The sequence below is a fragment of the Streptomyces sp. SPB074 genome, from assembly GCF_000154905.1.
In the GTDB taxonomy this organism is placed as follows: Bacteria; Actinomycetota; Actinomycetes; order Streptomycetales; family Streptomycetaceae; genus Streptomyces.
In genome coordinates this window covers 6,685,270-6,697,233 of sequence record NZ_GG770539.1, presented here as the reverse complement: position 1 = coordinate 6,697,233, position 11,964 = coordinate 6,685,270, and the positions used below count along the sequence as shown (strand labels likewise).

General features: G+C 75.4%; 13 protein-coding genes. 4 read left to right on the top strand and 9 right to left on the bottom strand.

Translation table 11 applies throughout. The features are described from left to right. Nucleotides 1-11: 11 nt before the first annotated feature. The 3 genes from SSBG_RS28660 to SSBG_RS28650 are packed head-to-tail and all read right to left on the bottom strand — an operon-like array spanning nucleotide 12 to nucleotide 2,412. Nucleotides 12-437: a RidA family protein gene (locus SSBG_RS28660; protein WP_008749527.1), complete on the bottom strand. Its 426-nt coding sequence runs from the start codon at nucleotides 435-437 to the stop codon at nucleotides 12-14. After that, a complete protein-coding gene (locus SSBG_RS28655) occupies nucleotides 434-1,561 on the bottom strand; it encodes a mandelate racemase/muconate lactonizing enzyme family protein (protein ID WP_008749526.1) in 1,128 nt (375 codons plus the stop codon). Before SSBG_RS28655 ends, SSBG_RS28660 begins: the two co-directional genes overlap by 4 nt. A 50-nt stretch (nucleotides 1,562-1,611) precedes the next feature. Further along, nucleotides 1,612-2,412, bottom strand: a complete 801-nt coding sequence (locus SSBG_RS28650; protein ID WP_008749525.1) for a creatininase family protein — start codon at nucleotides 2,410-2,412, stop codon at nucleotides 1,612-1,614. Between the two features lie 41 nt (nucleotides 2,413-2,453). Between SSBG_RS28650 and SSBG_RS28645 the strand changes: the two genes are divergently transcribed. Then, nucleotides 2,454-3,413 carry an ROK family protein gene (locus SSBG_RS28645; RefSeq protein WP_234010684.1) on the top strand — a complete coding sequence of 320 codons (960 nt, stop codon included), beginning with the start codon at nucleotides 2,454-2,456 and terminating at the stop codon, nucleotides 3,411-3,413. Nucleotides 3,414-3,523: 110 nt separating this feature from the next. On the opposite strand, the gene SSBG_RS28640 is transcribed toward SSBG_RS28645, so the two are convergent. Genes SSBG_RS28640 through SSBG_RS28620 form a run of 5 tightly spaced genes read right to left on the bottom strand, consistent with a single transcriptional unit; the run spans nucleotide 3,524 to nucleotide 8,679 of the window. Beyond that, nucleotides 3,524-4,336: an ATP-binding cassette domain-containing protein gene (locus tag SSBG_RS28640; protein ID WP_037870840.1), complete on the bottom strand. Its 813-nt coding sequence runs from the start codon at nucleotides 4,334-4,336 to the stop codon at nucleotides 3,524-3,526. Further along, the gene (locus SSBG_RS28635; RefSeq protein ID WP_050776839.1) at nucleotides 4,333-5,214 is read right to left on the bottom strand and encodes an ATP-binding cassette domain-containing protein; all 882 of its coding nucleotides are present in this window, start codon (nucleotides 5,212-5,214) and stop codon (nucleotides 4,333-4,335) included. Before SSBG_RS28635 ends, SSBG_RS28640 begins: the two co-directional genes overlap by 4 nt. Beyond that, nucleotides 5,211-6,128, bottom strand: a complete 918-nt coding sequence (locus SSBG_RS28630; RefSeq protein ID WP_037870839.1) for an ABC transporter permease — start codon at nucleotides 6,126-6,128, stop codon at nucleotides 5,211-5,213. Before SSBG_RS28630 ends, SSBG_RS28635 begins: the two co-directional genes overlap by 4 nt. Further along, nucleotides 6,125-7,111, bottom strand: a complete 987-nt coding sequence (locus SSBG_RS28625) for an ABC transporter permease (RefSeq protein WP_008749523.1) — start codon at nucleotides 7,109-7,111, stop codon at nucleotides 6,125-6,127. The genes SSBG_RS28630 and SSBG_RS28625 overlap by 4 nt, the downstream gene beginning before the upstream one ends. Then, nucleotides 7,108-8,679: an ABC transporter substrate-binding protein gene (locus SSBG_RS28620; RefSeq protein ID WP_008749522.1), complete on the bottom strand. Its 1,572-nt coding sequence runs from the start codon at nucleotides 8,677-8,679 to the stop codon at nucleotides 7,108-7,110. The genes SSBG_RS28625 and SSBG_RS28620 overlap by 4 nt, the downstream gene beginning before the upstream one ends. A 165-nt stretch (nucleotides 8,680-8,844) precedes the next feature. Here SSBG_RS28620 and SSBG_RS28615 point away from each other — a divergent pair, with 165 nt between their 5' ends. The 3 genes from SSBG_RS28615 (at nucleotide 8,845) to SSBG_RS28605 (ending at nucleotide 10,981) form a co-directional block, all read left to right on the top strand. Next, entirely contained in the window at nucleotides 8,845-9,591 is a 747-nt protein-coding gene (locus tag SSBG_RS28615) for a helix-turn-helix domain-containing protein (RefSeq protein ID WP_050776838.1), read from the top strand. After that, nucleotides 9,588-10,628: a serine hydrolase domain-containing protein gene (locus SSBG_RS28610; protein WP_008749520.1), complete on the top strand. Its 1,041-nt coding sequence runs from the start codon at nucleotides 9,588-9,590 to the stop codon at nucleotides 10,626-10,628. Before SSBG_RS28615 ends, SSBG_RS28610 begins: the two co-directional genes overlap by 4 nt. 107 nt (nucleotides 10,629-10,735) lie before the next feature. Beyond that, nucleotides 10,736-10,981: a DUF6296 family protein gene (locus SSBG_RS28605; RefSeq protein ID WP_037870838.1), complete on the top strand. Its 246-nt coding sequence runs from the start codon at nucleotides 10,736-10,738 to the stop codon at nucleotides 10,979-10,981. Nucleotides 10,982-11,006: 25 nt separating this feature from the next. Here the strand turns inward: SSBG_RS28605 and SSBG_RS28600 are convergent, their stop codons facing one another. Then, nucleotides 11,007-11,822: an endo alpha-1,4 polygalactosaminidase gene (locus SSBG_RS28600; protein ID WP_008749518.1), complete on the bottom strand. Its 816-nt coding sequence runs from the start codon at nucleotides 11,820-11,822 to the stop codon at nucleotides 11,007-11,009. Nucleotides 11,823-11,964 lie beyond the last annotated feature (142 nt).

Below are 11,964 nucleotides of genomic sequence, written 5' to 3'. Positions count from 1 at the left end.
CCGTACCCCGCTCAGGCGCGCCGCAGCGCGACCACGTCGATCTCGACCAGGATGTCCATGAGGTCGGAGCCGACGGTCGTGCGCACCGGGAGCGGGCCGCCCGCGGGCGCGAAGGCCGCGCGGTAGGCGGCGTCGAAGCCCGCGAAGTCGCGGCGCAGGTGCTGGAGGTGGACGGTGGACTTGACGACGTCGGCGAGGGAGAGCCCGTCCGCCGCGAGGACGGCGGCGAGGTTGGCGAGCACCTGGGCGGTCTGCGCCCCGATCCCCTCGGGGACCTCGCCGCTCGCGGGGTCCTGCGGGCCGAGGCCGGAGGTGTACACGTACGGGCCCGCCGCGAGGCCCTGGCTGTAGGCGCCGGCGGGCGGGGGCGCCGCGTCGGTGCGCAGGGCGCGGCGGGTGGTGCCCGCGGGGGCCTCGGGGGTGGTGTCGGTGCTCATCGGGTCAGGTCGCCTTCCTTCGCGTTGACCTCGGCGTAGTGGTGGAGCTTGTCCTCGTCGACGGTGACGCCGAGCCCGGGCCCGGTGGGGACGGTGAGGCTGCCCGCGCGCAGGGTCAGGGGCTCGATGATGTCGTCCGCGTGCAGGTAGTACATGGAGTCGATGGCGCGCGAGAGGACCGGGGTGCTCGCGACGACGGCGAGGTGCGCGGCGGTCGCGATGCCGAGCTCGCCGCCGCTGTGCAGGTTCATGCCGAGGCCGAAGGTCTCGCAGTGCGCGGCGAGGGCCTTGGTCGCGGCGATGCCGCCCCACTTGTAGACGTCGCCGTGCACGACGTCCACGGCGCCGAGCCGGACGGCGGGCGCGAACTCCTCGAAGCGCACGAGGCACATGTTGGTGCACAGCGGGATGCGGACCTTCGCGCGCACCTGGCTCATGCCCTCGATGCCGACGCAGGGGTCCTCCAGGTACTCCAGGTCGAGTTCCTCCAGGGCTATGCCCGCGCGGACCGAGTCCGGGACGGACCAGGCGGCGTTGGGGTCCACGCGCAGGTCGGTCGCGGGGAGTTCGGCGCGCAGGGCGCGCAGGATGGCGACGTCCCCGGCGACGTCGGTCGTGCCCTTGAGCTTGACGGCGCTGAAGCCGCCCTCGGCGACGACCTTCGCGGTGTGCTCGGCGAGTGCGCCGGGCAGGTCGGCGCCCGTGACGCCGGGGGCGTCGGCGCGCGTGATGAGCGCGGTGAGCGGCACCTCGGTGCGCACGGGGCCGCCGAGCAGGTCGGTGACGGACTGGCCCGTCGCCTTGCCCATGGCGTCCCAGCAGGCGACGTCGAGCGCGGCGAGCGCCGCGTAGCCGAGGTAGCCGTGGAAGAAGGGCACCATGTGCTGCTTGCGGTGAAAGGCTTCGAGCGCGAAGGGGCTCGTGCCGATCAGGTCCTCGGCGAGGACGCGCACGAGCGCGGCCACGGGCTGCCCCCACATCGTCTCGCCCCAGCCCTCGATCCCGCTGTCGGTGCGGACGCGGACGACGGTGCGGGTCTCGCCCGTCTTCGTCTCGAAGGAGGAGGTGAAGGGGTTGAGGAGGGGGAGGTTGACGACGTGGACATCGACGCCGGTGATCTTCATGGGGTTCCTCGCTGGGTGGTGGTGCGGGTGGTGCGGGAGTACGGGGCGGCTCAGCCCGTGCCGTCGCCGGTCTCGGCGCCTGTCGCGCGGTCGAAGGCGAGGACGGCTTCCGCGAGGGCGCGGGCCCGCGCGTCCAGGAGCGCCGCGCCGCGCTCGGCGTCGGCGCCCGAGGCGTCGTCGGTGCTGCCGCCGACGCGTTCCCACTCGCCGTGCCGCTCGGTGGTGAGTCCCTGGTACGGGGGCCGGTCGAAGAGCGGCGGCGGGGTCACGGGGGCGCGGGCGGGCACGGGGGTGCGGACGAGCGCGGGGTGCGCGGCGAGCATGAGCGAGGTCTCGAACCAGCCCGCGTGGCCGGGCACGAGCGCGGCGTGCTCCGCGTCGGCGGCCGGTTCGCCGAGCGACCAGTAGGAGCAGGCGGCGGCGGTGACCTCGGCGCGCAGCGCGAAGCGCTTGACGGCGAGGCGCATGATCTCGTCGTTGCCGCCGTGCCCGTTGACGACGAGGACCCTGCGGTGGCCGGTCGCGGCGAGCGAGTCGAGTATCTCGTCGAGCACGAGGCCGAGGGTGTGCGCGGAGAGGGTGAGCGCGGCGGCGAAGAGGTGGTGGGGGCTGTGCCCGTACGGGAGCGTGGGCAGCCGTACGACGTGCGGGACCCGCTCGCCCTCCGCCGCGCGTCCGGCGAGATGGGCGAGGGCACGCTCGGTGACGGCCTCGGCGAGGAGGGTGTCGGTGCCGAGGGGGAGGTGGGCGGCGTGCTGTTCCTGCGAGCCGATGGGAAGCAGGGCGACGGCGTCGGGTGCGGCCTCGCGGGTCTCGCGCCAGGTGGTCTCGGTCAGGTTCCGGTGGCTCACGCGGCTGTCACCCCGGTGGCGCGGCGTGGCAGAGTCGGCGTATGGCGCATGAACGTACTCCTTTGCGGTTGGTGCCGTCCCCGGCCCGCGCGGCCGGCGACGACGGTGGGGCGGGCCCCGGCGCGCTGGGCGCCGTCGAGGTGCTGCCGGGGCGGGTGCGGGCGGCGCTGCTGAGCGGCGCGGGGGTGGTGCGGGAGCGGGCGGACGCGGTCTTCGACCCGGCGGCGGGCGCGGACGCGGTGGACGCGGCGCTCGCCGAGGTGGCCGGGCTGCTCGCGGCGGGCGCCCCGCTCGGTGTGGGGGTGGCCGCCGCGGGGGTGGTGGACCCGGGGGCCGGGCTCGTGGTGGAGGTGAACGAGGCTCCGGCGCTGCGCGGCTACCCGGTGGCGCGGCGCCTCCAGGCCCTCGTCGGGGCCCCGGTGCGGGTCGAGCACCGGGCGCGCGTGCAGGTGCTCGGCGACCGCTGGTTCGGTCCGGGGCGCGGGCGGCGCTCCTTCGCCTCGGTCTCGACGGGCGAGGTCCTGGGGGTCGGCATCCTGTACGCGGGCGAGGTGCTGGCCCCGCCGGGCGGGCGCAGCGGCGCGCACATGACGGTCTCGGCGAGCGGGCGCCGCTGCACGTGCGGGCGGCGGGGCTGCTGGAAGACGGTGGCGACGACGCGGTGGCTGCGCGAGCGGGCGCGGGCGCTGGGCCTGGGCGGCGAGGTGTCGCTCGGCGCGCTCGTCACCGCGCCCGGCGAGGCGGCGGGGCGGCTCGTCGCGGAGTACGCGGAGAACCTGGTGCTCGGCCTCGCGACGGTGCAGCAGCTCTTCGCGTGCGGCCTGTTCGTGCTGCACGGGGAGGCGCGCGAGGGTGGTGAGCGGTTCCGGGCGCTGGTCGAGGAGCGGCTGCGCGCCGACGTGCTCGGCGGCGGTGAGCCGGTGCGGGTCGCGGTGAGCGAGGCGGCGGTGGACGACGTCGCGCTGCTGGGCGCGGCGGGGCTGGTGCTCTCGGGCCGCTGAGCCGGGGCGCGGGGCCGGGGAGCGCGGGGCGGGGGGCGCCGGGTGGTCCCGTACGGCCGACGCGTCCCGCACGGCCGGCGCGTCCCGTGCCCCGGCCGCGGCGCGCGGCCTCACGCGGCGCTCCGGCGGCGTCGGCGGGGGTCGGGGACGGGGACCGCGTCGAGGAGGGTGCGGGTGTAGGGCTGGGCGGGGCGGGCGAAGACCTCGGCGGCCGTGCCGGTCTCGACCAGTCGGCCCGCGCGCATGACGGCGACGCGGTCGGAGATCTGCCGGACGACGGCGAGGTTGTGCGAGACGAAGAGGTACGTGAGGCCGAGACGCTGTTGCAGTTCGGCGAGGAGGTCGAGGACGCGGGCCTGCACGGAGACGTCGAGGGCGCTCGTGGGTTCGTCCAGGACGACGAGGCGGGGTTCGAGCGCGAGGGCGCGGGCGATCGAGACGCGCTGGCGCTGGCCGCCGGAGAACTCGTGCGGGTAGCGGTCCAGGACGGCCGGGTCGAGGCCGACGGCGTCGAGGAGTTCGGCGACGCGGGCGCGGCGGCGGGTCCTGCCGCCCCTGCCCCGGTAGGCGGAGTCGTGCGTGACGAGGGGTTCGGCGACGATGTCGGCGACCCGCAGGCGCGGGTTCATGCTGGAGTACGGGTCCTGGAGGACGACCTGGAGCTGGCGGCGGAAGCGGCGCAGCGCGGCGTGGTCGAGGCCGTGCAGGTCGGTGCCGTCGAAGTGGACGGTCCCGGCGGTGGGTTCGGTCAGGCGCAGGAGCAGGCGGGTCAGCGTCGTCTTGCCGCAGCCGGACTCGCCGACGAGGGCCAGGGTCTCGCCCTCGTACACCGTGAGGTCCACGCCGTCGACGGCGACGCTCGGCGGGCGTCCGGGGAACTCCTTGCGCAGGCCGCGCAGTTCGAGGAGCGGGGTGGCGGTCATGCGGCGGGCTCCAGTCGGGGTGTCGCGTCGAGGAGGGCGCGGGTGTAGGGGTGGGCGGGGCGGGCGAAGACCTGCTCGACACCGCCGCTCTCGGCCACCTCGCCGTGGCGCATGACGACGACGCGGTCCGCGGTCTCGGCGACGACGCCGAGGTCGTGCGTGATGAGGACGACGGCCATGCCGTGGCGCTCGCGCAGCTCCGTGAGGAGGTCGAGGATCTGGCGCTGCACGGTGACGTCGAGGGCGGTGGTGGGTTCGTCGGCGATGAGGACGCGGGGGCGGGCGACGAGGGCGGCGGCGATCATGACGCGCTGGCGCAGGCCGCCGGAGAGTTCGTGCGGGTACTGGCGGTAGCGGCGCTCGGGGTCGGGGATGCCGACGTCGGCGAGGGCTTCGAGTGCCGCCGTACGGGCCTCCCGCTTGGTGTGGCCGCCGCGCAGCCGCAGGACCTCGCTCACCTGGTGGCCGCAGCGCTGGAGCGGGTCGAGGCTCGTCATGGGGTCCTGGAAAACCATGGAGATGTCGCCGCCGCGCAGGCGGCGCAGGGCGCGCTCGGGGCGGTGCAGGATGTCGGCGCCGTCGAGGAGGACCTCGCCGCGCGGGTACAGGCACGGCGGTTCGGGGTTGAGGCGCAGGGCCGCGAGCGCGGTGGCGGACTTGCCGCTGCCGGACTCGCCGACGACGGCGAGGGTCTCCCCCGCGTGGACGGCGAGGTTCACGCCGCGGACGGCGTGGACGGTGTGGGACTCCAGGCGGAAGTCGACGTGCAGGTCCCGGATCTGGAGGACGGGGTCCTTCGCGCCGGGGGTCTTCGCCTCGGCGGTGCGCGGGGCGGGGCTGTGCGCGTCCGGGGTGTGCGGAGCGGGGGTGTCGGTCATCGGCGGTACGCCTTCGGGTCCGCGACGTCGCGCAGGGCGTCGCCGGTGATGTTGACGGCCAGCGAGGTGAGCATGAGGGCGATGCCGGGGAAGACCGCGACCCACCACGAGGTGCCGAGGTAGAGCTGTCCGTCGGCGAGCATCGCGCCCCAGGTCACGGTCTCCTTGGGGACGCCGAGGCCGAGGTAGCTCAGGGACGCCTCGGCGACGATGGCGGCGGCGACGTGCAGCGTGCCGATCGTGGCGAGGGGCGCCATGACGTTGGGCAGAAGGTGGCGGCGCATGATCGCCGGGTGCCGTACCCCGATCGCGTGCGCCTCGGTGACGAAGTCGCGGGTGCGCAGCGACAGCACCTCGGAGCGCACGACGCGGGCGTAGGAGACCCAGCCGGTGATGCCGAGGACGAGGATCACGTACCAGAGCCCGGAGCCGACGAAGCCGACGACGGCGAGCGCGAGGAGGATCGCGGGGAAGGCGAGCTGGACGTCGGCGAGGCGCATGAGGAAGCGGTCGGTCCAGCCGCCGAAGTACCCGGCGGCGAGGCCGGCGAGGGTGCCGATGACACCGGCGAGGAGGGCCGCGCCCGCGCCGACCATGAGCGAGACGCGAGTGCCGTAGACGACGCGGGAGAGCAGGTCGCGGCCGAGCTGGTCGGTGCCGAGGAGGTGAGCCGAGCTGCCGCCGTGCTGCCAGGCGGGGGGCTTGAGGCGCGCGAGGAGGTCCTGCGCGTTGGGGTCGGCGGGCGCGATGAGCGGGGCGAAGACGGCGCAGACGAGGACGAGAAGGAGGAAGGCGAGGGCCGCGACGGCGAGTCTGTTGCGCAGCAGGGAGCGCACGGCGGCGGCGCGGGTGCTCGCCGGGGCGGGCGGCGGGACGGCGGCCCCGGTGGCGGGCGGTGCGGTGGTGGTGGTCATGCGCGGGTCCTCACCCTCGGGTCGAGGAGGCTGTAGGAGAGGTCGACGAGGAGGTTGACGACGACGAAGGTCGCGGCGAAGAGCAGGATCGTGGCCTGGACGAGGGGGAAGTCCCGGTTGGAGATGGCCTCGACGGTCAGGCGGCCGACACCGGGCCAGGAGAAGACCTGTTCGGTGAGGATGGCGCCGCCGAGCAGGCTGCCGACCTCCAGGCCGACGACGGTGACGACGGGCAGCGAGGCGTTGCGCAGTCCGTGCGCGAGGACGGTGCGGACCGGGCCGGCGCCGCGCGCGCGGGCGGTGCGGATGTGGTCGGAGCCGAGGACGTCCACGAGGGAGGAGCGCAGCAGCCGCGCGACGACGGCGACGGAGTACACGGCGAGGGTCACCGAGGGCAGGACGAGGTGCGCGAAGCTGCCGTACCCGGAGGCCGGCAGGGCGTGCAGGCCGACGGCGAAGACGAGGACGAGGAGGATGCCGACCCAGAACGGCGGCGTGGACTGGCCGAGGAGGACGCCGGTCATGACGGTGCGGTCGGTGGCACGGCCCCGGCGCATCGCGGCGAGGATGCCGGCGGGCAGCGCGATGACGAGGGTGACGACGAGGGCGCCCGCCGCGAGGAGAAGGGTCGCGGGGATGCGGTCGGCGAGCACGGTGCGCACCGGCTGGTTGTAGAAGAGGGAGTCGCCGAAGTCGAGGCGCGGCAGGCCCCACAGGTAGTCGAGGTACTGGGTGAACAGCGGGCGGTCCAGGCCGAGGCTGTGCCGCAGGACGTGTTCCTGCTGGGCGGTCGCGTCGGGCGGCAGGAGGACCTTGACGGGGTCTCCGGAGAGCCTGACGAGGAAGAAGGCGACGGTCGCCGTGCACAGCAGGACGAGGAGCGCGGTGCCGACGCGGAGGGCGAGGCCGCGCAGGACGTGCCCGGAGCGGCCGGGGCGTTTGACGGCCGCGGGTGCCGGGGTGGGGGCGAGCGTGGCGCTCATCGGGTGACCTCCGCGCTCGCCATGTCGAGGACTCCGGCGGCGCCGGGGGTCCAGTGGGGGCGGTTGTTGCGGGCGTAGATGTTGTCGATCTGGTAGAGGGACACGAAGGGCGCCTCCGTCTTGAGGCGTTCCTGGAGGCTGCTGAACGCGCGGCGGCGGGTGGCCGGTTCGACGGACAGCTCCTCGGCGTCCACGAGGGCGTCGGCGCGCTTGTCGTGCCAGCGGCTCTGGCGCCGGTCGGAACGCACGTTGGACTGGATCATGCTCTCGCCGTCGAGGGTCCACACCGTCGAGGCGGCGAGGTAGAGCGGGCCGAGGGCGCCGTGGTTGTCGGAGGTGAGGCGCTGCGCGTAGGTGCCGGGGTCCAGGAGGTTGACCCGGGCGTGCACCCCGGCGCGGGCGAGGAGTCCGGAGAGCGCCTCGGCGACGTTGGCGTCCACGTTGGAGGCGGTGAGCGTGGTGTGGAAGCCGTGCGGGTGCCCGGCCTCGGCGAGGAGGTCCTTCGCGCGTCCCACGGAGCGGGTGTACGGCGTGACCGCCTTGTCGAAGCCGAAGGCGCCGCGCGGGATCATCGCGGGCACCTCCTGCGCCTTGCCGCTGAGCACGGCCTTGATGAGGAGGGGCACGTCGATGGCGTGGTTGAGGGCCTGGCGCACGCGGCGGTCGCGCAGGGGGCCGTCCGAGAGGGTGTCGAGCGAGAGGTAGGAGGTGCGGATACCGGAGTGGTGGTCGAGGTGGACGCCGGGGTAGCCGTCGAGCTGCTGGGCGGCGTCGGGGGTGAGGCCGCTGACGAGGTCCACCTCGCCGCTCTGGAGCGCGGCGAGCGCCGAGGAGGCGTTGGGCGCGGGGGTGAAGACGAGTTCGTCGGGTCCCGGGCGTCCCCGCCAGTGGCGGGGGAAGGCGCGCAGGCGCAGTTCGTGGTCGCGCTGCCAGTGGGCGAAGGTGAACGGGCCGGTGCCGACGGGGTGGTTGGCGAAGCCGTCGTCACCCACTTTCGCGAGGTAGCCGGGCGGGACGACGACGCCGCCGAAGAGGGACACCTTGTCGGGGAGGATCGGGTCGTGCAGGGAGGTGTGGACGTCGACGGTGTGCGCGTCCACGACGGTGACCCCCTCCACGTACCGCAGTTCCACGATGGGGGACTTGGTGGCGGGGTCGAGGAGCCGGTCGAGGCTGAACTTGACGGCTTTCGCGTCGCACGCCTCGCCGTTGTGGAAGCGGACGCCGGGGCGCAGCGTGAAGCGCCACACCTTCGGCGAGACGGCCTTCCAGGTGAGCGCGAGCCCGGGGCGCAGCTTGTTGTCGCGGCCCCGGACGGTGAGGGTGTCGAAGAGGTTGACGAGGACGTTCATCGAGACCATGTCGCCCTGCTTCTGCGGGTCCATGGTCTTCGGGTCGCCGGTCTGGGAGACGCGGAGGACGTTGCCCGCGTGCGTGGCGGGCTCGGTGCCGCAGCCGGTGAGGAGCCCCGTCGCGGCGAGCACGGGCACCGCCGCTCCGCCGTAGCGCAGCACGGTGCGGCGCGACGGGCGGGGCCCGTGTGGCGCACCCCGAGGTATTCGTTCCATTGAGCAACACACCCGTTCCGGCAGATGGAATGCAGTGCGGGTAAGCTAAACCCCATGGGGAAAACGGTCAACAGTCCTTCGCAGTCAGCGGCCCTCGCCGCTCCCGACGTTTCGCCAGGGGCGGGCCTCGCGGCCGGCCCCGGGGACCGGACCGCCCCGGGCCCCGTGGACAAGGCGATGGAGGTCCTCTCGGCGCTCGTCGCGACCGGCGCGCCGCACCGGCTCGCCGAACTGTCCCGGCGTACGGGCCTCACGAAGCCCACCGTGCACCGGCTGTTGCGCTCGCTGGCCGCCGCCGGTTTCGCCGAGCCCGCCGAGGGCGGCAGCTACCGGCCCGGTCCCCGTCTGCTCGGGCTCGCGGCGGCGGTGCTCGCCGAGGAGCCCGTGCTGCGGCACGTCCGCCCCGTCCTCGCCGAACTCGCCTCCCGGACGGGCCTGTTCGCCTCGTACGCGGTGGGCGACCGGGAATGGCTGGTGCACGTCGAGGTGAGCGCGCCCGGCACGGGGCTCGCGCTCGGGCCGCGGCCGGGTGAGCGGGAACGCCTCACGGCGGGGGCCGGGGGGCTGCTCGTGCGGGCCCTGGGCGGGGCGGCGGGGAACGAGGCCGAGGACGCGGAGGCACTGGCCGGGGCGGCCCGCGACGGCTGGGCGCTCGACCGGGTCGGCCCCGGAGCCGCGCGGCGCGCGCTGGCCGTCGCCGTGCGCGGCCCGGACGGCGTGCTCGCGGGCGTACTCGTCCTGAGCGGGCCGCTGTTCACCTTCGACGACACGGCCGCCGGGATGTACGCGCCGCTCGCGCTCTCGGCCGCGCGCGGCATCGAGGCCGGGCTCGCGGCGGAGGCCCCGCCCCGCCTGGGCGTCGTCGAGGCGCCGCGCCCGGGAGTCGTCGGGGCGGAGGGCGAGGGACGATGAGCGACCCGCGTACGGACACCGGCGCCGCGCGGCGCGCGCTGCTCGCCGGGGGGCGGGAGCGCGGCCTGTACTCGGGCGCCGCCTGGGCCGTCTCGACGCCGGACGGCGGCGTGGACCGGGGGTGGCTCGGGACCCGGGCCTGGGAGGGTCCCGCGCTGGACGGCACGGACCTGTGGGACCTCGCCTCCGTGACGAAACCTGTCGTCGGGCTCGTCGTGATGGCCCTCGCCGAGCGCGGCGCGCTCGCGCTCGACGCGCCGCTCTCCGCGTACCTGCCGCGCTACCGCGACACGCCGATCGCCCCGCTGACCGTCGCGGCGCTGCTCGACCACACCTCCGGGCTGCCCGGCCAGGTCCCGATGTACCGCACGCACCCGACCCGCGAGGCGCTGCTCGACGGGCTCGCGCGGCTGCCGCTGAGCGGGCCGCCCGGCGCGCGCGTCACGTACTCCTCGCAGGGCTTCATGCTCCTCGGGCTGCTCGCCGAGGCGGCGGGCGGCGCGGGACTCGACGCGCTCGTCGAGCGGTACGTGGCCGCGCCGCTCGCCCTGCGCGGGACGGGCTTCGGGCCCGTGCCGCCGGAGCGCGCGGTGGCGACCGAGGAGTGCCCGTGGCGGGGGCGCGTGGTGCGCGGCGAGGTGCACGACGAGAACGCCGTCGTGCTCGGCGGCGTCGCGGGGCACGCCGGGCTCTTCGCCCCGCTCGCCGACGTCGAAGGACTCGCCCGCTCTCTCGCCGGCGGCGCGCGGGAGGTGCTGCGCCCCGAGACGTACGCGCGCATGACGGCCCCGCGCACCGACGGGCTCGCTCTGCGCCGGACGCTCGCCTGGCAGGGGCAGGACCCCGGCGACGCCTCGCCCGTCGGCGGCTCCTTCGGCCCCCTCTCCTACGGGCACACGGGGTTCACGGGGACGAGCCTGTGGATCGACCCGGAGAGGGGCCGGTACGCGGTGCTGCTCACCAACCGCGTGCACCCCTCGCGCGAGGAGCGGGGCTTCGCGGCGCTGCGCAGGGAGTTCCACGGGCTGGGGTGGTGAGGCGGCACCCCGAACGGCGCACCCCCGCACGCCGTTGCCGGGCCGCTGCCCGCATCATGCAGGGGGCAGCCGCTGCCCGCGATCCCTCCCGCAGGACGGAGCCTGTCATGCAGCCCGAGCGCTACGAGCTGACCTTCGACGCCACCGAGACGACGGGCGAACCGGGCGGCGGCCCGGCGGCGGTGACGGTGATCCGCACCCAGCAGACGGGCCCGGGCGGCGCCCCGCTCTACCGCGACGAGACGGGCATCGTGCAGGCGGAGATCAATCCGCAGGGCGAGATCAGGATGCTCCCGACGAGCACGCACCAGTCGCCGAGCACGCCGCGCCGCGTGACCCCGCTGCCGGACTGAGCGCGGGGCGCAAGCGGCCGGCGGCTCACGAGGAGGCGGGGCACAGGGCCCGTACGTACCCCTTCCCGCCCTTCGGTACGAGGTCCAGGTCGCGCAGCACGACGGCGCGGCGCAGGTCCTTCACCGCGCAGGCGGCGCGCAGCCCCTCGCGCGTGTACTCGATGTCGATGACGTGCCCGCCGAAGGCGCGCAGGTACGTCTCGCACTCCTCGTAGGCGCCGCACTCCTCGGTCACCGCGAAGTCGAGGCCGACCCGTTCGCGCACCGCGGCGAGTTCGGCGGTGTTCTTCTGGGCGACGGCGAGACCGTGGCGGTGGGCGGCGCGGACGAGGAGGGTGAGGTAGGCGGTCGCGTCGCCGGGGGTCAGCAGGCCGTGCGAGCGGGAGTAGCTGTCGTAGTTGTCGGGCTCGACCGCCTGGAAGCCGCGCCGGGCGCACTCCGCGATCTCGCGGCCCACCCGCGCGGCGGCGCGCTTCCTGCGGTCCGGGGTGCGCAGGTCCAGGAGCCGTTCGTCCCAGTCGCGGTCGATGACGGCCCGGCCGCGCGCGTCGCTCAGGAGGAGGTCGGCCGGCCAGTCGGCGGTGCGCCCGGGCTGGGCCTGGAAGGCGTTGACGTAGCAGACGTTGTAGTGCCCGGCGGCGGGTTTCGCCGTGTGGTCGCGGACGACGATCCGCGCCCCTTCGGGCGGCGGGTAGGCGCCGCCGAGCTGGTAGTCGACGCCCTGGTGGCGGGGCGGGAGGCGCGGGGCGGGGGGTGCCTCGGTGGCGGGGTCCGTGCCGCAGGCGGCGAGGGCGAGCAGGACCAGGGCGAGCAGGAGGCCGGGCAGGCGGTGCGGGAACACCCCTTGAGCCTACGGGAAGGGGGCGGCGGGCCCGGATGCGGTGAGTTCCCGGCGGTGGGACGGTCGGAGGTGGTGAGGGTGTGCGGAGTGGCCGCGCCCCGGCCGAGGAGGACATCCCATGCCGCACGTCATCCCGAGTCTG

What these genes read in the sequence shown, in the direction of transcription:
- SSBG_RS28645 (WP_234010684.1), top strand. Translation starts at nt 2,454, where the DNA reads ATGGCGCATGAACGTACTCCTTTGCGGTTGGTGCCGTCCCCGGCCCGC.
- SSBG_RS28655 (WP_008749526.1), bottom strand. Translation starts at nt 1,561, where the DNA reads ATGAAGATCACCGGCGTCGATGTCCACGTCGTCAACCTCCCCCTCCTC.
- SSBG_RS28605 (WP_037870838.1), top strand. Translation starts at nt 10,736, where the DNA reads ATGCAGCCCGAGCGCTACGAGCTGACCTTCGACGCCACCGAGACGACG.
- SSBG_RS28630 (WP_037870839.1), bottom strand. Translation starts at nt 6,128, where the DNA reads ATGACCACCACCACCGCACCGCCCGCCACCGGGGCCGCCGTCCCGCCG.
- SSBG_RS28625 (WP_008749523.1), bottom strand. Translation starts at nt 7,111, where the DNA reads ATGAGCGCCACGCTCGCCCCCACCCCGGCACCCGCGGCCGTCAAACGC.
- SSBG_RS28640 (WP_037870840.1), bottom strand. Translation starts at nt 4,336, where the DNA reads ATGACCGCCACCCCGCTCCTCGAACTGCGCGGCCTGCGCAAGGAGTTC.
- SSBG_RS28620 (WP_008749522.1), bottom strand. Translation starts at nt 8,679, where the DNA reads ATGGAACGAATACCTCGGGGTGCGCCACACGGGCCCCGCCCGTCGCGC.
- SSBG_RS28635 (WP_050776839.1), bottom strand. Translation starts at nt 5,214, where the DNA reads ATGACCGACACCCCCGCTCCGCACACCCCGGACGCGCACAGCCCCGCC.
- SSBG_RS28660 (WP_008749527.1), bottom strand. Translation starts at nt 437, where the DNA reads ATGAGCACCGACACCACCCCCGAGGCCCCCGCGGGCACCACCCGCCGC.
- SSBG_RS28610 (WP_008749520.1), top strand. Translation starts at nt 9,588, where the DNA reads ATGAGCGACCCGCGTACGGACACCGGCGCCGCGCGGCGCGCGCTGCTC.